Below are 22,055 nucleotides of genomic sequence, written 5' to 3'. Positions count from 1 at the left end.
TTTAGTTTTGACTTTTGCATATATAAATATTTGGAAAAAATATTTGGCGATAAAAATGGATAAAGGAAAACTATATATTGATTAATAGAGAAAAATAACTATGAAAGCATACTTATATGTATTAAACACTTTATCAGATTGGGAAATCGGATTTATCACGGCCGAATTAAACAGTGGTAGATATTTAGATAAAACTAAAACAGTTTCTTTAATTAAAATAGGGAATACGACAGATCCGATAAAAACAATGGGCGGACTTAGCATAGTGCCTGAAGAATGTGTTGATAATATCAAATTTAGTGAGGGCGATATACTCATTTTGCCTGGTGCAAATACCTGGATGGATAAGGACAATCAAAGAATAATAGATATTGTTTCTGATATCATAAATAAGAAAGTGATAGTTGCGGCAATTTGCGGTGGAACTATCGCTCTGGCAAAAAATGGATTATTGAACGATAGAAAACACACTAGCAATGATCTGGGATATCTAAAAATAACTTGTCCCGAATACACAGGAGAGAGTTATTATTTGAATCAGCCAGCAGTTACAGATAATAACCTGATAACAGCTTCGGGTATTGCTCCCTTGGAATTTTCATATGAAATATTCAAAAAGACAAAAGTAATGAAAACAGAAACTCTAGAGGCCTGGTATCAATTATACAAAACAAAAGAAGCAAAGTATTTTTATAATTTAATGGAGTCATTAAATCAATAGTAACAGGACAACAAAAGAGTAATCAAATGGATAAAGAAACTCTCTTTGGCTATAAGTTCACAACTGATTTATTGGAAAAGGCCCTGGCAGATAGGTCATTTCGAACACTAGGGGATTCTGTATTAAGCACGGTAATTATTGAACATCTAATCAATGAAGGTCTAAGCGATCCAGGCGATATTACAAATAAAAAGAAGATCATGGAGAGTAGGCAAGTTCTAGATATTATTTCAAAAAAATGCCATATCGACTCTGGTGAAAAACTAGAAGGAGTAATTGGCGCAATCTACCTAGAAGAAGGATTTGAAACAGTCAAAAGGATTATAGAAAAAGAGATTATCCCACTCTATGGCTCCATAAATATCGAGGATTATGATGACTACGTCACCAAGGTAAAAGAGATTTTTGACAAATTGAAAATTAAGCGCCCCACATACACTACAGTTAGAGCTGAATCAGATAATAGGCCTACATTTTATTCTACACTAAAGATAAACGGAGAAAAGATAACAGGGGAGCTGTGCAATAGTAAAGACGATGCAGAAAACAGCGTAGCTAGAAAAGCCCTGCCTATACTAGAAAAAATGTATGGGAATAAACTTTAATTCGTATAAAAATATTCTAATAATTCTTTGAGTATTATACCTAGATAGTATTAAATAGCTAAAATTGATAAGCTGTGCAAAATGCTTGGGGAAGTAATATGAAACAAAATAAGATGAAAGCAGTAATATGCAATAAATATGGGCCACCTGAGGTACTCCAACTAAAAGAAGTAAATAAACCTATTCCAAAAGAAAATGAAATGCTTATACAAATCAAGGCATCGGCCGTTACGGCAAGCGATATTTTCATTAGGAGCTCTAATATTCCTATAAGATTTAAAATTCCAATGAGATTAATGATGGGAATATTTAAACCCAGAAAGCCAATTATTGGCCTAGTTTTTTCTGGCATAGTAAAATCGGCAGGAAAAGAAATTAAAAGATTTTCTCCAGGGGATGAAGTTTATGGAATGGCCGGATTTAATTTAGGTGCTTATGCTGAGTATACATGTATTAAAGAAACGGATTCTACTACTGGATGCGTATCTATTAAACCAAAAAATATTTCTTTTGAAGAAGCAACTTCAGCAGCTTATGGAGGTTCCTTGGCCATTCAATTCATGGATATGGGCGATATTATAGCAAAACAAAGTATTCTGATATATGGGGCATCTGGTACTTCCGGCACTATTGCAGTCCAATACGGGAAATATTTAGGTGCAAAAGTTACAGCAGTGTGCAGTGGTAAACATTTAGACTTAGTTAAGTCACTTGGGGCCGATAAGGTAATTGATTATACAACTACAGATACTTTGGATGAAAATACTAAATTTGACTTCATTTTAGATTCTGTTGGGAAAATAAAAACTTCAAAACTCAAAGATAATTGTAAAAAGGCCTTATTAAAAGATGGGAAATATGTATCAATTGATAATGGCGCTCTGAAATTAAGTTCAAAGAGATTAGATTTATTGACCAGCTTAATTGAAAATGGAAAGATAAAACCTATAGTTGATAAAATATACCCTCTCGAAGAAATAGTTGAAGCGCATAGGTATGTTGAAACGGGGCATAAAAAGGGAGGAGTAGCTATAACTATAAGTCATTAAAATAAAAGCCATAAGGGATATCCTTAAAAAAAGCAAAAAATGGCAATTCTCAAACATATGCCCATAAGGATATGTTAGGAAAGGAATGAAAGTGAAAAAATAAATAATTTAATCTTGTTGCCCGAGCCCCAGTATCTTCATGAACTGTTGCATTGGAAATGACTTTTTTGATCCGCATGAAACATCAAGGTATGCAAGATAGATGTCGGCGTTGATATTTCTCCAATCTTCCCAGACTACGCGGTCACAGTATATTGAAGGTGCCATCTGGTCATTAGCAGCTGTGCATATAGGAAACTCTTGTCCTGTCCTTAGATTGTAACCGTAGAGGTCCCAACCACTGTTTCCACTCTCATACCAGACGACGATGTCGCCGTATATGGCCAGACCATATTGGCCCGATGTGTCCGTTCTTATCTGGAACCCTTCCCCTGTCTTTAAATTGTAGCCGTAGATGTCAGATGTTCCGTTTCTATAATCCTGCCAGACAACTATGTCGCCGTATATTGCAGGATTTGCCTGAGTACCTGCATGGGTACATATGGAAAGATTTTCCCCTGTCTTTAAATTGTAGCCGTAGATGTCAGATGTTCCCATTCTATAATCCGTCCAGACGACGATGTCGCCGTATATGGCCGGATACATCTGATAACCTGCATATGTACAGATGGAAAGATTTTCCCCTGTCTTTAAATTGTAGCCGTAGATGTCCCAGTTGTTGTTTCTATAATCCGTCCAGACCACTATGTCGCCGTATATTGCAGGATTCATCTGATTACCTGCATATGTACATATAGGCGGCAATTCTTGCCCAGTCCTTAAATTGTAACCGTAGATGTCAGATTCTCCCATTCTATAATCCGTCCAGACGACGATGTCGCCGTATATTGCCGGATACTCTTGGCTTGATGTGTCTGTTGTTATCTGGAAATCTTGCTTGGTCTTTAAGTTGTAGCTGTAGATGTCCCAGTTGTTGTTTCTATAATCCGTCCAGACGACGATGTCGCCGTATATTGCAGGAGTATATTGGCCTGATGAGTCTGTAGTTAATCTTTCTTCAGAAAGAACTTGTGTCCCCATTACAGCGGATATAGTGGAAAGCAAGAAAATAGACATCATAAATATTACGAGTATTTTTTTCATAATAAACACCGATATAGATGCAAAAAGTAGAAGATTTATTTATATAAAGATTTCTATGTTATATATTATTAAGTTAAATTTTATAATTATACTTAAGGTTTGAAAAGAATAAAAAAATAGAATTAGTCTTCCTGATTTTCTTTCAGAATCTTCAGTATCTGTGTTATGGGAATCTGCTTTTGTGGCGGGTATTGTGGAGAACCGGGATATCGAAATAAGACTACAGTTCCATCACCAGGATCACCAACGGCCATGTATGTAAGGCCATCTGTCTGATCCTTTCCTTCGATTCCAATAAAGGCCGCATCTCCAGAAGTAGTCTTGTATACGAAAACTATGTTATTCAATCCTTCATAAAGCTGTACCTGGAAGGTATGTCTTTCATATGTCTCACCACACCCACAACAATCGGGCACTTGGTAATACTCCACAACAAAAACTCTTCTTCCCCCCCTCATTACGGTTGCATAGTATACAAAGCTGTCATTACAGCAAGGATATAAATCCCGCCCGTAAACGGATATGGGATCTATGTAAGGGTCATTATGGGGAAAAGTAGTAGTTTGAAACCAAATCCCAGGGACGTTAAAATTTATCCATCCATTTGACATGATGTTGACCTTGTTGTAATTGGTGCCGTAATAATTGAAGTTGAATCCAAGAGGCACATCAATTTTATAACAATCGTCACAATTACCGATTAAGCAATACGAATATGTCGCAGGAGCTCCAATACCTTTTATTTCAATCCAAGGGTAGTATGATTGAAGTAGCGGATCGTCATTTGAATCAATAAATGTGTATCCAAAGTTGTCTGGTCCGCCAGTTGCGGCTAAGATTGAAGCAATGCCAAAAAAACTTAAAATAAATAACAGGCTTATCAATACGGATAAATATTTTTTCATAATTAATCACCAGTATTATACATTGACAATAATTACTAATAATATATAAATTTATCGGATTTTGCCGATAGGGCGATAGAAAAGGGGCGATGTTAGTATATTCATTAAATAGACTGCTCTTTCTTTAAGGCGGCATTTATTCTCTTAAGGCCTCAAGCCTTATAAGCCGCCTTAATATCCACTCCATATAACTATATTCAATAAATGGGGAAATTAGTTATGGATGGAAAAACTAGAAGCGATATAAGAGCGGGGATGCAAGTTTCAATTGTATTGAAACAAGATCAGCGTTCTGGAAAACTAACTAAAGGCATTGTAAAAGACATACTTACAAATTCTAGTAACCACCCCCATGGGATAAAAGTTAGACTGACAAGTGGCGAAGTAGGACGAGTAAAAGAAATATGCCAAAAATAAATCTTATCAAAGTGAAATATAAAAAGTTTGAAAAGAAAATTAAAAATTAATCTTTTTGTCCGAATCCAAGTATCTTCATGAACTTATCCATTGGAGTTGACTTGGGAAGTATTTTTACTGTAACAGCTCCCCCACAATTTGCATTTGTGAATGTAACTATTCCCGGGCTTATTGCTCTGAATGTTGCAGTACTCCATCCACCTTCTGTGTATCCACTGACAAATTGTATTGTCTGGTCAACTGAACCTGGCGTCGCACTTTCATTGTACGTACATAGATTATTTTTTGAAAATGTGAACGTCTCTCCAACTGTGATCAAAGTTTTGTCTATGTGGTAGTTTGTTGCACTACATGAGCAAGTTGGGCCACAGCCTTCAGTACAAGTGGCAGCTAGAGATGCAATTCCACAAACACTTACTACAAACAGCAAGGATATAACAATTGCATATAGTTTTTTCATAATAATCACCTAGTTAGAATACATTTTTCTTAAAAACTATATAAGATTGTCTATTGTTGAATAACAGTTGAAGGTTTTAGTTTCCAATAATATAGTTTATTGAGTTAAATCATATAAGAAGCACTTATTGAAATGATAAAAATTAAATATATTTTACATTACAGCAGAGCGTCTTTCTCCTTCAGCTTCCCAGACATTAAAAGCTGCTTCCCATTCTGCAATCATTCCATCACGCATTACCCAGACTTCAACTCCATGGCCTTCCATTTTCTTTCCAGTAATACTGTCCTCCCATGTTCCTACCCATATATTGGCAAGTCGATTGCCTTGAAGTGCAAGATTAGTTTTTTTAAGCCTGTAATTTTTTTGCCTTGACATACGTGCTTCAAATAATCGGCGTAGTGCTTCCCTACCGTGCTGCTCTGGCTGCTCGGCAAATCTAAACATACAATCTTCTGTAAATCCGTTGATTAAAGCATCAAGGTCTTTTCTGTGGAATATATCTTCAACGATCCTAAGTAAAGCATCGACCTGCTCTTCATTCCACGGCTCCTCTCCTTTTGGAAATTTTATATCTTTCATAAATATCCTTATATTTTTAAATTATCAAATATATAAACATTTGCTTAAGTTGAAATGTAAAAAACGTTTATTAGAAGAATAAAAAAATAGAATTAATCTTCTTGATTGTATTTGACCATCTTTAGGCCCTGATAATGTAATCATGTGGAAAAAAATAACTTATTATTTTACTGCATAGACGTTTATTCTTCTGAATGTTTCAAAGCACCTGCCGTCTTTCTGCTTTGTACTACAAATCATTTTTTCAATGACTTCTTTCCTAAATCTATCTTTATCATCAGTATCAACTAATCTTAGAAATGGAACGATTGATGGCTGATCTATCCATCTAATCATTTCATCTTGATTCTCAAAGTACCTATCTGAATTCTCTTCCCATATCTCAATTTCTTTAAAATTCGTTTCACATAATAGGATTTTATACTCTTCAATTGACGGCATATACCATGGCCATTCAAATGATTCAAAGTATCCCTTGTACCTTTCATTTGAAATAATATCTTGTATGACTTTGTAAAAGTTTGAACAGTTGCCCTGACCAGCAAAATTAAAACGAATAGAGCCACCGGGTTTTAAAGCATTGTAGCAATTCTCTAATAATTTCTTGTGATCTTTAATCCAATGAAGGGTGGCATTAGAAAATATGAGATCAAATCTACCCCTAAATGAAATCAGATTTATATCCATCTTCTGAAAGGAAAGATTTCCCCCTTCTAAATCCTTCGCTGTAGATATCATCCCTTCTGATGAATCGATTCCTAATACTTTCCCCTTTGGAACTAAACAGGCTATCTGCTTTGTTAAGGCCCCGTCTCCACATCCTAAATCGAGGACCGCTTCGTTATCTTTTAATTTTAGATTGGAAATTATTTTTGTTCCCCACTCCTTTTGATGCTTAGAAGCTATTTTATACTTCTCTCCATTAAATTCATGGTATACCCTTTTTTGAGCAATTATGTATCGTATAATATGTGTGTGGGGCCCTTCTTCTCCATGATTTTCGGGATCTTCCATAATCCCAGAATCCAAAATGAGGAACTTATTGAAATGATTTCTTAGATCTTCATCTGTAAAATAATGAACTGGCCTATTAGGCTTAGTTTCATATGTGTTTTCTTCAATCTTCTTACCTTTGCCATATGATTGCTCATTTTCAGAAAAAACAGTAAAAAATATTATCCCGCCAGGATTTAACTGATTATAGCATTTATCAATAAACTCTTTTCTATCTTCCTGTCTGAACAGATGCAGTACATTAAAGCAATATATTCCCTCGTATTTCTTATCGTTAAAGGGCATTTCCAATACGCTACCTTCATATATTGGGAAAGTCAAACTGTTGTTTCTCGCTATTTTGATAGCTTGATCTGATATCTCTATCCCTTCTACAATGAATCCTTTCTTTTCAAAGAATTGGGCATTTCTTCCATAGCCCACCCCTGGAATTAGAATATTCTTTATCTTAAATCTAGAAAAATATTCAAGGCACAACTCTGCACTGTTACTGTGGATTTTTCCCCAGATTTCGTTTTCTTTTAGAAATCGATTATTCCAATATCCCCTCATCTATTACTCTCCTAGTGATTTCAATGATATTCAAAATTATTTCTTCATTTTAATAATTCTTTCCATTAGAGAAAATTATCTAATTGGATGAAAGAATAGGGGGATTTTTGAACAAATGCCTTTTCCCTATTTTCCCTATTTTTTTCTATATCTTTATATATATGGAAACCCTATCCTATTTGGACAAAAAATAATAGAAAGGAGGGTGAATATGAAGAAGATCGCATTAATGGTCTTTTTGATACTATTTTTAGCATCAATAGGCATGGCAAGTGCAGCATCGCAGGAAGTCATAGTGAGGGAGCTATGCAGGGGTGGCCCCATTATATCATATGGGATGTATGACGCAAAGACAAATCAAAGGATAACAGTTTTTGAGGTAACTGGATTTCTAAACCTTATAGATCAGATAAAGCAGTATGAGGTAGACAATGAGATAAAGCTCTTTTGGAACTACTACACTACTAGAAGAACAGAACCGGGATCCGGGGTCTTTGTAGGGGACTGTTAAAAAAAATTTTATTATTTTCCCCTATTTTTTCAAAATCATCTCCGAATAAGGCCATAGTAATCTCTCATATGGGCTATCGTATCCTACCATGCGCAAAAATGTTGAATGAAAGGAGAGTTAGATGATTAGACAGCTTCAAAAAAATGAAGAAATCCCTTATAAGCTATTATTGCTAGCCGATGAAACGATTGAGGCAATTGATAAGTATATCAATGATTCTGAAATCTACATATTTGAAAATGATAACGAGACTATAGCGGTCTATGTACTTCAAAAAATAAGTGATGACACTATCGAAATTAAAAATATCGCTGTGGATACAAAATACCAAGGTCGGGGCATAGGTACGCTACTTCTAAGAGACGCCTCTTTAAGGGCAAAGGCAAAAGGATTCAAGACTATTATTATTGGGACTGGAGATATAGCAACTAAACAGCTGCACCTATACCAGAAAGAAGGTTTTGAGATATTTGGCCTAAAAAAAGGATTTTATATCGATAATTACCCAAACCCCATATATGAAAATGGGGTGCAGCTCAAAGACATGGTAATGCTAAAAAAGAACTGATGTGATTTGAAACATATTATAAAAAAATTTCCCCATTATTCTTATATACAAAAAGCCACATTAAATCACAATGTCGCAATTTAGAAACCCTACCGGGCCTTTTGGAAGATTACTGGCTAGAAGCATGGCATGGGGACATAAAGATTTTTACAAAAATACTGCAAAGGCGCTTGATCTTAAAGAAGAGGATAGATACCTTGAAATAGGGTTTGGCTCTGGATTGTTTATAAAAAAGTATGCTTCACATGTTGCAAGAATAGCTGGATTAGACTGTTCTCAAGAGATGGTAAATCTAGCAAGTGATATCAATAAAGAACTCATTAATTCAGGTAAAGCTGAATTTAAGAAGGGGGATGCGTCTTCTTTACCCTGGGGAAACGATGAATTCTCCGCAGTAGTTGGAATTGAGACATTTTTCTTTTGGGATGAGCCTGTGAAATCACTTAAAGAGATATACAGGGTATTGGCTCCTGGGGGCAGATTAGTAATTGAAATGGCATTTAACAAAGATGATGGGCTTGATCACTCAAAACATGTTAAGCAAATGAATCTAAAAGTGTACTCAGCCAGTGAAATGACAAAAATGTTAAATGAAGCTGGATTTAGCGAGGTAATTGTCATATATTTTAAAGGATTTTGGCTCCCTTTGAAGGGGCACGTTGTTCCAAAAGGCATGATCGTTAAGGGTATTAAGAAATAATATAAAAATTGAAATATAAAAAAGTTTGAAAAGAAAAAATAAAATTAATCTTCTTGCCCGAGTCCCAATATCTTCATGAACTTATCCATTGGAAATGACTTTTTTGATTCTCTGCATACGACGTCTAGGTATGCAAGGTAGATGTCGGAGTCGACATTTCTATAATCTTCCCAGACTACGCGGTCACAGTATATGGCTGGATAAGCTTGGACTGATGTGTCTGTTGTTATCTGGAACTCTTCCTTTGTCTTCAGGTTGTAGCCGTAGATGTCGGCATTGCCTTTTCTAGTGTCATGCCAGACGACTATGTCGCCGTATATGGTCGGATAAACTTGGCTTGATGTGTTTGTTGTTATCTGGAACTCTTCCTTTGTCTTCAGGTTGTAGCCGTAGATGTCCCAGTTACTTTTTCTATAGTCATCCCAGACAACGATGTCGCCGTATATGGCCGGATCACTTTGGCCTGATGTGCCTGTTGTTATCTGGAACTCTTCCTTTGTCTTCAGGTTGTAGCCGTAGATGTCGGGGTTGCCTTTTCTGTAGTCATGCCAGACGACTATGTCGCCGTATATAGCAGGAGCATATTGCTCTGATGTGTTTGTTGTTATCTGGAACTCTTCCTTTGTCTTCAGGTTGTAGTAGTAGATGTCGTAGTTGCCTTTTCTATAGTCTTGCCAGACGACTATGTCGCCGTATATGGCCGGATAAACTTGGCCTGATGTGTTTGTTGTTATCTGGAACTCTTCCTTTGTCTTCAGGTTGTAGCCGTAGATGTCGTAGTTGCCTTTTCTATCGTCATCCCAGACAACGATGTCGCCGTATATGGCCGGATCGTATTGACCTGATGTGTTTGTTGTTATCTGGAACTCTTCCTTTGTCTTCAGGTTGTAGCCGTAGATGTCCCAGTTACTTTTTCTATAGTCCTCCCAGACAACGATGTCGCCGTATATGGCCGGATCATATTGCTCTGATGTGTTTGTTGTTATCCTCTCTTCAGAAAGAACTTTTGTCCCCATTACAGCAGATATGGTGGAAAGCATGAAAATAGCCATCATAAATAGTACTAATATTTTTTTCATAATTGTCACCATTATAGATGCAAAAAATGAAATATTTGGGCATATAAAGATTTCTATTTTGTATATTCTTGAATTAAATCAAATAATTCTACTAACGTTATAAAATCGGAAAATATAAATATTAGATAGTTGTAATTATGGAAATTATATTTTATGTAAGCAATAAATTTAGGAGACATAGATGAAACGAAAAGCCATAGTCGGGACCATATTGGGATTAGTACTCATTGGAATCTTTCTTATAGCAGGTTGTAGTGAGCACTCTGTTATTTCTGAACAAGAGCAAAATGAACTGATAAAATACCCCAAGATCGCAAGCTTTTTGGCAAAAAAGGATGAGATAATTAATAGTGAAAAAGCCTTTGATCTTGTAATAACTGGTTGGATTACCCAAGAGGAAGCTAACAAAATCAAATCAAAAAATCCAAATGCAATTCTTCTTTCTGGATTGACAGTCAATTGGGTCTATGACAGCTATGAATGGAAGACTTTTCTGACTACAGTTGCCAATTATGGCAAAGAAGCTCCAATAGAACTAACTGAAGATATGTATTTGCACAACTTAGAAGGAGGCAGGTGTGCTTTCGGGTGGAGGTCTGATGAATTTGGAACGAGTGAAATCTATGCTATGGATCCAAGAAGTGAACAATGGGCAGATCTTATAGTCTCTTTTTATGAAAAAGCTCTAAGTCAGCCACAGCATGACGGGATAGTAATTGACATGGTTACAGAATGGTCCCCTTGCCCTGATGTTATAAGCGACCGAGAATGGATTGAAAGCACCAAGCGAATTATGGAACGGATTAAAAAAATAAATAAAGGAAATAAATTAGTTATATTTAATTCGGGGAAAAATCTCTCTGAAATAGATTCATATACAGGTTATTTTGACGGTTATGTCATAGAAAATGCTCTTGGCAGCTGGGGCGTTACTTTTGTTGAGAGTTTGGATGCAGGTAAAGACAAATACATTGTAATTTATGCAGTTGATACAGAAAATACGGGACATATAGACTTGAAGAGAATGAGGCTTGGCCTAACGTTGAGCCTACTAAACGACAATACCTATTTTACATACGATTTTGGTCCCCGTGATCATGGTCAGGCATGGTGGTTTCCAGAATATGATTTAAACTTAGGTAACCCCTTGGGAAAATATTACCAGAAGGATAACGCCTACTGGAGGGAATTTGAAAATGGAGTTGTCGTTTCTTCGCCCTATTCTAATACTAATGTTAGTTTCGAAGAAGAATATACAGACATAGCATCCGGCATAAAAGCAAAATCCTTTTCAATAGAACAGGGTGATGGGAGGATATTTATTAAATAATCATATTAATAAAGATTACAAAAAAGAAATGAACAAAACTATTAGTAGTAAAATAAAAATAAAATAAATTAATTCTCTTGATTTCCCTTTAGGATTTTTAGTATCTGGGCGATTGGAAGTGATGGCTTATTTCCTGCTTTTGCTAATCTACTGGGAGACCAGTTTATAATCTGATTAATTTCTTGGAGGTCGTATTTCATTTTGTCATCTTTATAGTTGTATAGATCTTCTGCAAGCGCTATTGCATTATTATTGTTCATTTCAAATCCTCCAAAATGCATTAGGACAACAGTTTGCCCTGGATTTATAGTAACATCATCCCATCTGTAATACATATCGCCGTTTTCATCATTTAATCCACTTAGATAATCTATCCTGTCAGCACCGCCAGGTCCGTCCCATACATGAGAAAGAGAAGGGCGAGATTTTGTATTGCCGCCATACTCGTCATCAGATACGACCCAGTAATCATTTACATCTGCTAAAGTATCACCGCTTGAAGTCTTTACACATCGTGTATCGCTGCCTGAGCCAAGAGTGGTGTCGATTTCAACGTAAACAGTTATCGGGGAACTTGTGGGATTATGGAGTATCTCAAGATATCTAATCCAGTTACGATCTTCAGGGAAGTAAACCTTTCTGTACACGATAAGATCTGACATGATTTCCGTATCAAGGGCATACTCTCTACCGTCAGCTTCGGTCGTGTAATTGTCTGATGCGTCATCGTATTCATCTCCATCTACATATAAAATAAAAGCATAGTCATAATAAGTATCGGTTAAGGATCCATCCTTGCTCTCTGCGTCATAAATATGCCCATATTCTGTATCAAAACCATAGATATTGAAGTCTTTAATCTCTAAATCAAGATCCTCACCAAAAATGGAGGTAACTCCAAAAATGCTTCCAAAAACTAATAACGTTATCAGTATCGAAAATTTCTTTTTCATAGTAATCACTTATTTTGATATCAATAATAATTACCAAAAACTATATAAAGTTATCGAATTTTATAGATAAGCTAACTAAAAATAACAGATTATAATCCCTTATTTCTTACTAGCCCACTTCTTGGCTGCTTTTGTTGGGAAAAGAGTTGCAAACACAGCTTGTTGCCATTTAAGAAATTTATCGATACATTCCAAACATATGTCTACGCTATGGGATTCATTAATTTTCAATTGATTAAATTTTGGATCGTATCCCTCGATTTCTTTCTTACATAATATGCAATCCATTGTAACCACGTTTTCTAATGTTATTTTTCAAAATAATATCTACTACTCATTTTTTATACGCAACATAGATATCTGCTTCAATCATCTTGTCATCTTTATAGAAGTGGTGGGTAAAATAGACATTTCCGTCAACATCTATAGAAGCCTCCCCTGCGAGAGGTGAGATTATAAGCTCAGGCTCTGTCCATGTTCCATTTACCCTTTTTGACCTCCAAAGGCCATAGTCTCTACTAATCCACAATTCTTTTCCATCTGGGGAAATAACAGGCCACCCTTCGTCTCTTGCAGTATTGACATTTGTAACGTTTTTTGGCTCAGACCATTCTCCTTTGGAATCTTTTTCCATGACCCAGAGATCTAATCCACCTTTTCCACCTGCCCTGGCGGAATGGAAATACAACTCATCGCCGTAGATGTGTAACTCTCCAACTTCATAACTTTCGGGGAAATTGACTTTCATCCAGTTTTTCCATTTACTGGTCGATGGGTCAAATTCAGCCGTAAACCAATTCATACCCGTGTACCCCTCTCTTGCAGAACAGAAAAACATTGTATTATCCTTAACAAAGCTGCACCCGTCTAAGGCCAGTTTTCTAGGATCCTGTAATATAATCCTTTCAGGCTTGCTCCACGTATCTCCAGATTTATGTGAAACGTATATACCAGTTACTCCATCGATAAGTTGTTTTTCAACGGGTATGTTGACATCAGGGGTAAACCAAAAGTAGAGGGTTTTCCCTTCTGGTAGTATAAAAGCAGAATCTTCACCACCTCTAGTATTAATTGGGTATGGCAAGGGAACTGGATCATAATAGTCTAAAGAGTAAGATTTTGGGGGATTCAAATCTGTTTCAGGCGTGACCTTTACTGCGTTTGGCGGGATCTTGCTTTCCCTGTCAATTAACTCAATCTCTTTAGTTGCACAGCCCATTACAGAGATCAACAGTAAAATCCCCAATAAGAGGACAATTATCTTTTTATTCAGCATATGCCTCCATTACTAGTTATTTTCAAGGGATATAAGTTTACCGGGAATTTCATGTACCTTTATTCTATCACATTGTTAGGGCACTAAATTGCATAATGTCTTTATAACTCCTCAAGAACTACCAGATGAGGTAGTTCAATTGAAGAAGGTTATGGTAAATTACTGGATTGATATGGGGATCCTAGTATCCTCCCTTTTGTGCATATCAACCGGTATAATAAAATGGCCCGGATTAATAGACCAACTCAGTTTAAGCTATTCCAAAGTACCAATTTTGTTATTATCAAATATACATGATTGGTCAGGCATGATCATGGGCGCCTTAGCATTTGTTCATGTCGTGTTACATTTGAAATGGCTTACAACAATAACAAAGAATAAATTTCTGGGAAAATTTGAAATACAGAAGTTAAATAAAAAGCATATATCCTTTATTCTAGGGCTTTTAGTTCTTCTGAATATGTCAATATATCTCTCTGAAAGTGTGATTGTTCAATCAGAGAATATATCGGAACTGGAACATAAAGATGAACTAATAGCATATGCGACTGATGAAAAAAATCAAGAAATAGTATCCGCAGACGTCGTAGTTGAAAAAGAAGATTACAGTTCATTGGCAGGTACCTGTCCAAGAGACCGCCACTGCGGATCTCCTTCGTGCCCATTGTGGACCGACCAGAATAATGATGGGCTTTGTGATAGAGGATAAAACTAAATCTAAGTATTCATTTTTAGTTTCCCCACCTTTAAAAAAATATATAAAAATTAAATTCCTGTACATCCAAGGGATACTATTACCAATACAAGGCCCAATACTAAAACTATTATTTTTTTCATCATTACATTCTATTTTTCATTTTATATAAGACTTTCGAATTTATCTAATATGGCTCTAAAAAAGAGGAATATTATTTAAATATTTGTTTAAATAGACGTTAATTACAAGTCGATACTATTTTATAATAATTTTAAGATATACTAATGAGGTTGTTTGGTGATTATCAAAGGATTTGTTAAATTTCGGGAAAAATTGCCCATCCTTTCGGGTAAGAGAATAGCTGTTATACCGCTCTACATAATCTTTATCTCTATTATAACTTTTTTGATTTATACTATCTTTGATACCCTGCCTGAGCTCTTAATGACTTCGGGTACGAGCATGATCCTCCTTTCATTTTTTCCTTTATTCGGAGTTCTACTTTTAGAGATTACTGGATTATTCCTCGTGTGGCAGATGTGGCTATGGCGGAATAGCTTGAAGGAGAGGTATGGGCCCACTTCATACCAACGGATAGTTTTCTCTGGCTTTGCGGGAATAATAATGGTGATTTCTATCGCATTCAATCAGTACATACCATATTATTCTTATGCGCCGACCTTCTGGGCATCATCCCCACTTCAAAGTCTGGCTACATCACTTGAGGGCTTCTTTGGTGGTGTCGGCTCAGTAATTTTCTATGTCACAGAAATCTTAGCTGTTATCCTCCTAATAATTGGATTAATGATGTGTGCTCGGGCCATCCAAGTCTTTGGTGTTGATTACATGGCTGTTGTGTACCTCTACTTTCCAGAAGAGAGCCGAATCCAAGAAAATGAAATCTATTCAGTCCTCCGCCATCCAGCTTACGCGAGTATGCTCATCATAGCACTTGGCGGAACATTTCACACATTTACCATTCTATCGTTTTTATCATTTCTCACTTTCCTTTTAGGATTTTATGTTCACATATATCTTGTTGAGGAGAAAGAATTAATCCAGCGTTTTGGGGATTCATATAAAAGTTACCAGAAGAAAGTTCCTGCCTTTTTTATCAAGCCGAAAGACATAAACATTTTTTTAAGATTCCTCTTAATGCGGGACAGATAATATTTCAACACAAGCAAATGTTTAAATATTTGAATCTTTTCTTAATTACAAATGGTGTTATTTATGAAAAAGATATTACCTATTCTGTTATCGTGTATATTATTGGCAGGTGTGGGGATGCTCTGTGCCAATGGGAACTATATTCAAATCTATGAAAATTCTATTTCCTCTTGCCATAGAGAGCTCCTCATATCTGGGCCAAAAAATATCGGGAACATAACTTTTACCCCATATATCTTTAATCTAGAAAGATGCGTAGCCAAGCCAGCTACTTTTTCAGGGGTATGTCTTGATTGCAATGTTGAGCCGCCCATTAATCTCGGGCAATGCGAGTATACGCTTTCCAATTACCGCTGTGAACTATTTCAAGAATCTTTTGAGCTTTGGATATATTATAGCGGTTCCGGCACTATAACAGTTAATGGAAGAGATTTTAATACATCTAAATACAAATCCCCTATACCATTTTTATTCCACGACAGCCAGGAATATGACCCCGATCCCCGTACCTTTGAACAGCTCCCTTCTTCAGTTACAATAAGCGCTAGTGGAGATTTCAATTCGGAAGGGTTTGGAGTTATTCTAGAAAGAGAGTGCTGCTGGAGTTGTGTAAAGAAGTCATCACCTATTGCCATTCTATACCCAAAGGTCGACATAGAGAGCTTCAATGTTGCAGGAGGCCCTTCAGTTATAAAAGACGGCAAAGTGCTTTCAGCATTCGAAATGTCACCCGGTAGCCAGCAAGTATTTCTGCAGGTAGAAAATAGAGGGTTCTTCACACAAAATGATTCTAGAGTAAAATTTGAGGGTCTTCCTCAAGGCGTAACTGTAAATGTTACTCCTCAAACACAGACAATAAATGCACATAACATAGTTACATACAGTGCAACGTTCACATTAGGCTCAAATGTTCCATCGGACACATACCAAGTTACAATGGTCGCATTTTCTCCAAATGGCGTCTTTGATAGAATAACATTTGATTTCGTTGTTCCTTAAATTTTATTTTATTTATTTCTTATTTTTGGATGGACAGGAGACGCTTTGTCACGCACTAAATTGATGACCTTAACGAGCTCTTCTTCGTCAATTGAATCAATATTTTCAAATTTCAAGTGGCGCATGGTCTTCCCCCCACCTTGAAATAATTTAACTTCTTCAGGTGCCAATCCTATGATTGAAAATCCCATGTTAACTTGTTTGGGGAGATTTGCAATGTAGTACAGATCATCATAACACATTACGCCATATTCCATTTTTTCTTTTAGACTGGGGACTGCTTCAACTAGAATCTCGCGTAAGCGTTCCATTATTTTCCGTCTATCTGGAGATTGTTTCTCCAAATATTCTTTTATTTGAGGATGCATTTCTATCTTACACTTTATAATTTTTGTACATATAAGGATATGGAAAAAGAAGGAAATAAAAAATAGAATATAAAAAAAGAAAAAATTATATTTAGGGAACGACAAAGTCTATTGTCATTGTATCAAACACGCCGTTTGGGGAGTACGCTATCAAAGTAACTTTATAGGTGCCTGATGGAACGTTTGGACCTACTGTGAATGTGGCAGAATAAGTTCCGATGTTGTGTGCCGTTATCTTTTGAGAATCTGGAGAAACAGATACATTTACCCCTTCAGGTAAACCTTCAAATCTGACCCTCGAATCGTTCTGTGTAAAGAATCCCCTGTTCTCAACTTGGATCATTGCTTGCTGGACCCCCGGAGAGATTGTGAGAGATGAAAGAATCTTACCATCCTGTATTATGGTGGGTCCTCCTGCTATCGAAAGTGTTTCTATGTCTACCTTTGGGTAGAGAATTGTAGAAGGTAGCGATGGCTTCGGGGTGCAGTCGTAACAGCACTTCTGCTCAAGACTAAATTCTAAAGTACCTTCACCTTCGATGGTAATAGTTCTTGGAACTCCTTGGATCATCATAACTCCATATGCTGACTCAAAAGGTTTCTTTCCATTGTACCAGATAATCCAATTAAAACATGAGTTCCCATTCGGAGCTCTTGTACATGAATCATACGGCATACCGTTTATTAGAACTCCGCCTCCGCTAATAATTTTCATAATGACATATTCATTGACATCGCATCTGTAGTTTGCAGGCATATTATAGCCTGTGCATGGAACAGCACATCCAAGTGAGGGGGCATTTCCACATTCCCTCATGTCGAAGCAACAAGTTGGTTCAGTATCATTGAGTATTTGCGCTTCACTAACGCTAGAGTCTGTTTCAAACATTGTTCCACATGGCGGTGGGCTTTTAAAGAATGCCCTTGATTCGTTGCACGATGGGATAGTTAATACCATTTTATCATTCTGAGACTCCCCATATGGATATCCAATAGGTTCTAATTTCCCCCCGTAGAGGTAGCAATCTGCCCTCTCACAGCATTCGTCATAGCATTCTTTGGTATCACAAATTACTTCACAAATGCTGGGGCATCGAGGTTCAATTGGTGCATTGAAACATAGTAAATCCCTTGCGTAGCATCCCTTTACTTCATTACTGTATATCTCCATCCAGTAAGGATGGAACCAATTTTGTTGACATGTTAAGAAAGCGTCAAGTGAATTATAATATATGCATCTTTGCTTTTCAACTGGATCAGTTATATCACCACACCAAAAATTGATCATGCATTCTTGGCAGTCAGAAGGAGGGGTTGTGCCAATTAAACACGGGTTTTGAGAAGACACAATAGACACACTGGCAATTCCCATAATCAAAACTGAAATTAAGGCCAATATTTTTCTCATATTTTCACTATCCGGATAGTGACTACTAATGTAGTCGCATAATCTATACTAATTATCTTATTTATCTCTTTTGGTCAGGGTATTAGCTAGGATTTGGATACGTCATCCTTTAATATTAAGAATCATAATAATTCCAGGGAGAATAAAAATGCCCCAAATATCAAAAGGCGGAAAATTTGTATTTGGCTGGTCTATAATAAATCCAGAAGGGTACATAAAGATCCCAGAAATGACATTTAATGAGTACAGTCTTTCCACAGATAAAAACGTGATATTGTTTTCAGGAAGCAAAAAGTCAGGTGGTTTTTGTGTCTCTAGTCGTGCATTGATTAATAAATCAATCATAAAGGGTTTATTTGACGAGCATCCAGGGATATACGATTACTCATTAAATGAAGGGGATTGTGTAAAATATAAAGGAAGATTATACTCTTGGTCTAAGATACATCCAGGGAGCATAATAAGATTATTTCCCCACACAATGGAAATATTCAGTGTTAAACCCGGGGATAGACTTCTCTCAATTAGGGGGAGTAACATAGCCTTTGTATTGGCGGTAAAAGGGCCTATAATCGAAGCTGCGAATGGATACAATGGGATAATCGAAGAGTACACCTGTTAGAAATAAAGATAAGTAAATTATATATACTAGATGAATTTATATTCACAGCATATGGGGCGATTTTTTTGGGGAATCTTAAAGCAGAGATGTTTAATAGAAAGGCTTCAAATCCTAAATCCAAGCCTCTTGAAGTAATTGAGATTCTATCAATAAAAGAAGGAGAAAGTATACTGGACATAGGCTCAGGTGGTGGTTTTTTTAGTTTGCTTTTTGCTGAAAAAGTTGGAAAAAATGGGATGGTGTATGCATCTGACACGAACAAAGAGTTTTTAGATTATATTGAAGAAACTAAATCTTCCCGAGGCATTTCAAACATTAAAACAGTTTACATATCTAAAGAAATTCCTGAGATAAGTGGGGGTAGCATAGACCTTATTTTCATGCGAAATGTCTACCATCATTTGAAAGATCGCGTGGAATATTTTTCAGAGATAAAAAAGGTGTTAAAGCCTAGAGGAAGAGTTGCTATAATCGATTATATTGGGAACAAAGGCTTTAGCTTTCATCGGATGATGGGGCATTCAACTAGTAAAGAAACTATGGTAGAGGATCTTGAAAACTCAGGATTTAAATTAATCAAAGATGCAAATATACTTCCAGAACAGAACTTCCTGATATTCCGGCTAAAATAATAAAATTTTCAAGGGAGATTATGGATAGATCCATTTTAATATTTTGACAAGAATACCTCAACATCTTCAATAAATTTTAACGTTCTTTCTTCAATTTCCTTTGTCAGCATATCTAAATCCTTAAAATCTGGGTTGGAAACTAAAACGTGCTCAATAATAGAATCAACACCTTCTGTAGTGGGTACAACTGTATATTGATCCCAATTGTTTTCTTTGAATAGCTTCCAGTATTCCCTTTGAATCTCTTTATTTTGCCCACTAAGCCATACTTCAAATCTGGCTGTTTCATGAATAAAAACAATAGCAATCTTCAGCTTTCGTTCCTTTAATGAGTCCGGAGAAAAGGAAAAATAAGTCATGTCCATATATCCATAATAAAGCCCGGAAACGAAATAGTTGGGATATTTGTTTTTGAAATGCGTTCTAAGATCCAGGATATATTCCATCAATCCCTTGTAAGCTTTAGTTATTATGCCTTTCTTCATCTCTTTTCTATATTCGTTCATGTATTGGCCAAATGAGTCCATAATATATTCACCATAAGCTTTATAGATTCGTTATCCTGTATACCCAAGCTCTTTTGCTTTGTTAAAACAAGCTTGAGCTTCTGCATTTCTACCAAGTAGCTCAAGTGCGATCCCTTTATTGTACCATGCGCCGCCATCATTTGGATCAATAGAGATGACCCTGTCAAAGCAGGTTATAGCATCTAAGTACTGGCCTTGATTTCCAATTAGTATTCCTTTGTTGTACCAAGGGACAATATAGTAAGGATCTATAGCAATTGCCTTGTCATAACAAAACAAGGCATCAGAATACCTTCCAATATCATCGAGAGAAATGCCTTTGTAAGCCCAAGCCTCTTTATTTGTTGGATCTATCTCTAAAGCTCTTTCAAATTTAATAATAGCTTCATCATATCTTCCTTGATCATACAATGATACGCCTTCATTGTAATAATCCATTGCACTTAATGTATTGCCAACCTCTGCAGAATTTTGTCCTTCGTTATCATAGGTTACAGTTTTGGGAGAAAAAGAAGATAATACAAATGCAGCTATTACCACCAAGGCTATAATCCCAAAAACACCTAAAATCATCTTTTGGTTAATCTTCGTTTTTTGGGTTGTTTTGCCATAGGTACTTGTTTCTTCTTTCGGTAGGCCAGTTTTTTGAAATTCTGCCCCACATTTTGGGCAATAAATTGAATCTCTAGGTATTTCCGCCCCACAATTCAGACAAAACTTTCCTATCATCAATCTTCCTCATGACTTCTTAGTAGAATATACAATGTAATTATAATCCAACGCTAGTAACTTTGTAAGTAAATTTATACCCGTTTTGTTTTGCCTTTGATTCAAACTCCTTTCTTATGGCGCCAAAGTCAAAATTATACTGATACTTCTTACCAAATAGATTTGACTGTTCGTCTATATTTCCTTCTCTAGCTCCTGAGAAGGTATTATATGACTCTTTCTTGAAACCAAAACCTGGGCTCATATCGCTATCAAGGCCCCCAGAAGACATCCCGGCACCGGATTCCTTTAACATCTCTGTGAATCTGACTTCTTTGTTTGCTTCATCAATCCTAAATTTCCCAGAATAAACTAACTTTTGCTTGGAAAGAAAGGCCTTCCTTTCAGCAACGACAACTTCAAACTCGTAAATTCCCTTTTTTTCGCTAATCTTGGAAGGTATCCTTGATACAATACCTTTGAATTCATCAACAACTGGCATATTTTTACCTCCAATCAGCAGTATGGATTATTCATGTATTTAAGGTTATAGAAGAATATTATTGTGACAAAAACTAATTATTTTTCCATATTTTTATAAACTAATAAAATCTATAATATAAGGGGATTAAATGGAGTTTGTAAATGAAGAGGAAAAGTGGGAGTTAGATACAGAAGCATATGTGGAAACGTACACAAAAACCATAATCATGACTGGAAGAGATGGAACGGAATATACGTACAGACTTTCATTGATCTCTGAAGACGAGCCGTGTAAGAAGTGCGGAGGAATTAGATTCAGATATCTTGCAGAAGTTTGGGATGAACAAAACGGATGGGTTCAACTACCAGAATATGACGGCAACTACTACTGCTCAAATGATGTCTGTGACGAGGATGGTTTGAAACCACATGAATTTGAAAAACTATTCATTTCTATTCAGCAGAATGCCAAAAACATAGACCTAGAGCAAGAGTAGAATATGGCTCAATATCTGGAGTATAGGAAAAGTACAGCGTTTATTGTTCCAATGATAAAGAAAAAATAAAAAAATTAAA

The 22,055-nt window shown here is 36.2% G+C and carries 28 protein-coding genes; 14 read left to right on the top strand and 14 right to left on the bottom strand.

All coding sequences use genetic code 11. The features are described 5' to 3' along the window. The first annotated feature begins 100 nt into the window (after positions 1-100). The 3 genes from HPY60_09080 (at position 101) to HPY60_09070 (ending at position 2,375) form a co-directional block, all read left to right on the top strand. Positions 101-721, top strand: a complete 621-nt coding sequence (locus tag HPY60_09080) for a glutamine amidotransferase (GenBank protein NPV51332.1) — start codon at positions 101-103, stop codon at positions 719-721. A 26-nt stretch (positions 722-747) separates the two neighbouring features. Next, a complete protein-coding gene (locus tag HPY60_09075) occupies positions 748-1,326 on the top strand; it encodes a hypothetical protein (protein ID NPV51331.1) in 579 nt (192 codons plus the stop codon). A 113-nt stretch (positions 1,327-1,439) separates the two neighbouring features. Further along, on the top strand, positions 1,440-2,375 hold the full coding sequence (locus tag HPY60_09070) for an NAD(P)-dependent alcohol dehydrogenase (protein NPV51330.1): 936 nt from the start codon (positions 1,440-1,442) through the stop codon (positions 2,373-2,375). A 108-nt stretch (positions 2,376-2,483) separates the two neighbouring features. Here HPY60_09070 and HPY60_09065 read toward each other — a convergent pair whose 3' ends face one another. Both HPY60_09065 and HPY60_09060 read right to left on the bottom strand, forming a co-directional pair. Continuing rightward, positions 2,484-3,518 carry a hypothetical protein gene (locus tag HPY60_09065; GenBank protein ID NPV51329.1) on the bottom strand — a complete coding sequence of 345 codons (1,035 nt, stop codon included), beginning with the start codon at positions 3,516-3,518 and terminating at the stop codon, positions 2,484-2,486. A gap of 122 nt (positions 3,519-3,640) precedes the next feature. After that, a complete protein-coding gene (locus tag HPY60_09060) occupies positions 3,641-4,423 on the bottom strand; it encodes a hypothetical protein (protein ID NPV51328.1) in 783 nt (260 codons plus the stop codon). A gap of 219 nt (positions 4,424-4,642) precedes the next feature. On the opposite strand from HPY60_09060, the gene HPY60_09055 reads away from it, so the two are divergent. Then, positions 4,643-4,840 (top strand): YwbE family protein, encoded by a 198-nt coding sequence (locus HPY60_09055; GenBank protein ID NPV51327.1) that lies wholly within the window; start codon positions 4,643-4,645, stop codon positions 4,838-4,840. Between the two features lie 46 nt (positions 4,841-4,886). On the opposite strand, the gene HPY60_09050 is transcribed toward HPY60_09055, so the two are convergent. From HPY60_09050 to HPY60_09040, 3 genes are all read right to left on the bottom strand, one after another. Next, positions 4,887-5,300, bottom strand: coding sequence for a hypothetical protein (locus tag HPY60_09050; protein NPV51326.1), 414 nt, complete (start codon positions 5,298-5,300; stop codon positions 4,887-4,889). 153 nt (positions 5,301-5,453) lie between these two features. Beyond that, entirely contained in the window at positions 5,454-5,882 is a 429-nt protein-coding gene (locus HPY60_09045; protein NPV51325.1) for a nuclear transport factor 2 family protein, read from the bottom strand. Between the two features lie 162 nt (positions 5,883-6,044). Then, complete coding sequence (locus HPY60_09040) at positions 6,045-7,448, bottom strand: methyltransferase domain-containing protein (GenBank protein NPV51324.1); 1,404 nt, start codon at positions 7,446-7,448, stop codon at positions 6,045-6,047. Positions 7,449-7,659: 211 nt separating this feature from the next. On the opposite strand from HPY60_09040, the gene HPY60_09035 reads away from it, so the two are divergent. From HPY60_09035 to HPY60_09025, 3 genes are all read left to right on the top strand, one after another. Beyond that, positions 7,660-7,959 (top strand): hypothetical protein, encoded by a 300-nt coding sequence (locus HPY60_09035; GenBank protein NPV51323.1) that lies wholly within the window; start codon positions 7,660-7,662, stop codon positions 7,957-7,959. Positions 7,960-8,080: 121 nt separating this feature from the next. Then, a complete protein-coding gene (locus HPY60_09030; protein NPV51322.1) occupies positions 8,081-8,527 on the top strand; it encodes a GNAT family N-acetyltransferase in 447 nt (148 codons plus the stop codon). Positions 8,528-8,597: 70 nt separating this feature from the next. Continuing rightward, the gene (locus tag HPY60_09025) at positions 8,598-9,227 is read left to right on the top strand and encodes a class I SAM-dependent methyltransferase (protein ID NPV51321.1); all 630 of its coding nucleotides are present in this window, start codon (positions 8,598-8,600) and stop codon (positions 9,225-9,227) included. Positions 9,228-9,271: 44 nt separating this feature from the next. Here HPY60_09025 and HPY60_09020 read toward each other — a convergent pair whose 3' ends face one another. Beyond that, positions 9,272-10,306: a hypothetical protein gene (locus HPY60_09020; GenBank protein NPV51320.1), complete on the bottom strand. Its 1,035-nt coding sequence runs from the start codon at positions 10,304-10,306 to the stop codon at positions 9,272-9,274. A 181-nt stretch (positions 10,307-10,487) separates the two neighbouring features. On the opposite strand from HPY60_09020, the gene HPY60_09015 reads away from it, so the two are divergent. Beyond that, on the top strand, positions 10,488-11,636 hold the full coding sequence (locus tag HPY60_09015) for a hypothetical protein (GenBank protein NPV51319.1): 1,149 nt from the start codon (positions 10,488-10,490) through the stop codon (positions 11,634-11,636). Between the two features lie 68 nt (positions 11,637-11,704). On the opposite strand, the gene HPY60_09010 is transcribed toward HPY60_09015, so the two are convergent. The 3 genes from HPY60_09010 to HPY60_09000 form a co-directional block, all read right to left on the bottom strand. Continuing rightward, positions 11,705-12,589, bottom strand: coding sequence for a hypothetical protein (locus tag HPY60_09010; protein ID NPV51318.1), 885 nt, complete (start codon positions 12,587-12,589; stop codon positions 11,705-11,707). Between the two features lie 99 nt (positions 12,590-12,688). After that, a complete protein-coding gene (locus HPY60_09005) occupies positions 12,689-12,877 on the bottom strand; it encodes a hypothetical protein (protein NPV51317.1) in 189 nt (62 codons plus the stop codon). 46 nt (positions 12,878-12,923) lie between these two features. After that, positions 12,924-13,820 carry a hypothetical protein gene (locus HPY60_09000; protein NPV51316.1) on the bottom strand — a complete coding sequence of 299 codons (897 nt, stop codon included), beginning with the start codon at positions 13,818-13,820 and terminating at the stop codon, positions 12,924-12,926. A 133-nt stretch (positions 13,821-13,953) separates the two neighbouring features. Here HPY60_09000 and HPY60_08995 point away from each other — a divergent pair, with 133 nt between their 5' ends. The 3 genes from HPY60_08995 to HPY60_08985 all read left to right on the top strand — a co-directional run bounded on the left by HPY60_08995 (position 13,954) and on the right by HPY60_08985 (position 16,731). Continuing rightward, complete coding sequence (locus HPY60_08995) at positions 13,954-14,574, top strand: DUF4405 domain-containing protein (GenBank protein NPV51315.1); 621 nt, start codon at positions 13,954-13,956, stop codon at positions 14,572-14,574. 282 nt (positions 14,575-14,856) lie between these two features. Further along, positions 14,857-15,732, top strand: coding sequence for a hypothetical protein (locus tag HPY60_08990; GenBank protein NPV51314.1), 876 nt, complete (start codon positions 14,857-14,859; stop codon positions 15,730-15,732). 63 nt (positions 15,733-15,795) lie between these two features. Further along, positions 15,796-16,731, top strand: coding sequence for a hypothetical protein (locus HPY60_08985; GenBank protein ID NPV51313.1), 936 nt, complete (start codon positions 15,796-15,798; stop codon positions 16,729-16,731). Positions 16,732-16,739: 8 nt separating this feature from the next. Here HPY60_08985 and HPY60_08980 read toward each other — a convergent pair whose 3' ends face one another. Together HPY60_08980 and HPY60_08975 are read right to left on the bottom strand one after the other, a co-directional pair. Continuing rightward, entirely contained in the window at positions 16,740-17,042 is a 303-nt protein-coding gene (locus HPY60_08980; protein NPV51312.1) for a DUF1801 domain-containing protein, read from the bottom strand. Between the two features lie 148 nt (positions 17,043-17,190). Next, positions 17,191-18,507 carry a hypothetical protein gene (locus tag HPY60_08975; protein ID NPV51311.1) on the bottom strand — a complete coding sequence of 439 codons (1,317 nt, stop codon included), beginning with the start codon at positions 18,505-18,507 and terminating at the stop codon, positions 17,191-17,193. A gap of 148 nt (positions 18,508-18,655) precedes the next feature. On the opposite strand from HPY60_08975, the gene HPY60_08970 reads away from it, so the two are divergent. Both HPY60_08970 and HPY60_08965 read left to right on the top strand, forming a co-directional pair. Then, positions 18,656-19,129 (top strand): hypothetical protein, encoded by a 474-nt coding sequence (locus tag HPY60_08970; protein NPV51310.1) that lies wholly within the window; start codon positions 18,656-18,658, stop codon positions 19,127-19,129. Positions 19,130-19,194: 65 nt separating this feature from the next. Further along, on the top strand, positions 19,195-19,761 hold the full coding sequence (locus HPY60_08965) for a methyltransferase domain-containing protein (GenBank protein NPV51309.1): 567 nt from the start codon (positions 19,195-19,197) through the stop codon (positions 19,759-19,761). 35 nt (positions 19,762-19,796) lie between these two features. Here HPY60_08965 and HPY60_08960 read toward each other — a convergent pair whose 3' ends face one another. The 3 genes from HPY60_08960 to HPY60_08950 are packed head-to-tail and all read right to left on the bottom strand — an operon-like array spanning position 19,797 to position 21,429. Then, positions 19,797-20,288, bottom strand: a complete 492-nt coding sequence (locus tag HPY60_08960; GenBank protein NPV51308.1) for a hypothetical protein — start codon at positions 20,286-20,288, stop codon at positions 19,797-19,799. A gap of 30 nt (positions 20,289-20,318) precedes the next feature. Then, on the bottom strand, positions 20,319-21,017 hold the full coding sequence (locus HPY60_08955) for a tetratricopeptide repeat protein (GenBank protein ID NPV51307.1): 699 nt from the start codon (positions 21,015-21,017) through the stop codon (positions 20,319-20,321). A 40-nt stretch (positions 21,018-21,057) separates the two neighbouring features. Next, a complete protein-coding gene (locus HPY60_08950; GenBank protein NPV51306.1) occupies positions 21,058-21,429 on the bottom strand; it encodes a hypothetical protein in 372 nt (123 codons plus the stop codon). A gap of 277 nt (positions 21,430-21,706) precedes the next feature. On the opposite strand from HPY60_08950, the gene HPY60_08945 reads away from it, so the two are divergent. Further along, a complete protein-coding gene (locus tag HPY60_08945; GenBank protein ID NPV51305.1) occupies positions 21,707-21,976 on the top strand; it encodes a hypothetical protein in 270 nt (89 codons plus the stop codon). The last annotated feature ends 79 nt before the right edge of the window (positions 21,977-22,055 follow it).

This window comes from Methanofastidiosum sp. (assembly GCA_013178285.1).
Lineage (GTDB): Archaea > Methanobacteriota_B > Thermococci > Methanofastidiosales > Methanofastidiosaceae > Methanofastidiosum.
This window is presented reverse-complemented; position numbering and strand designations above follow the sequence as displayed.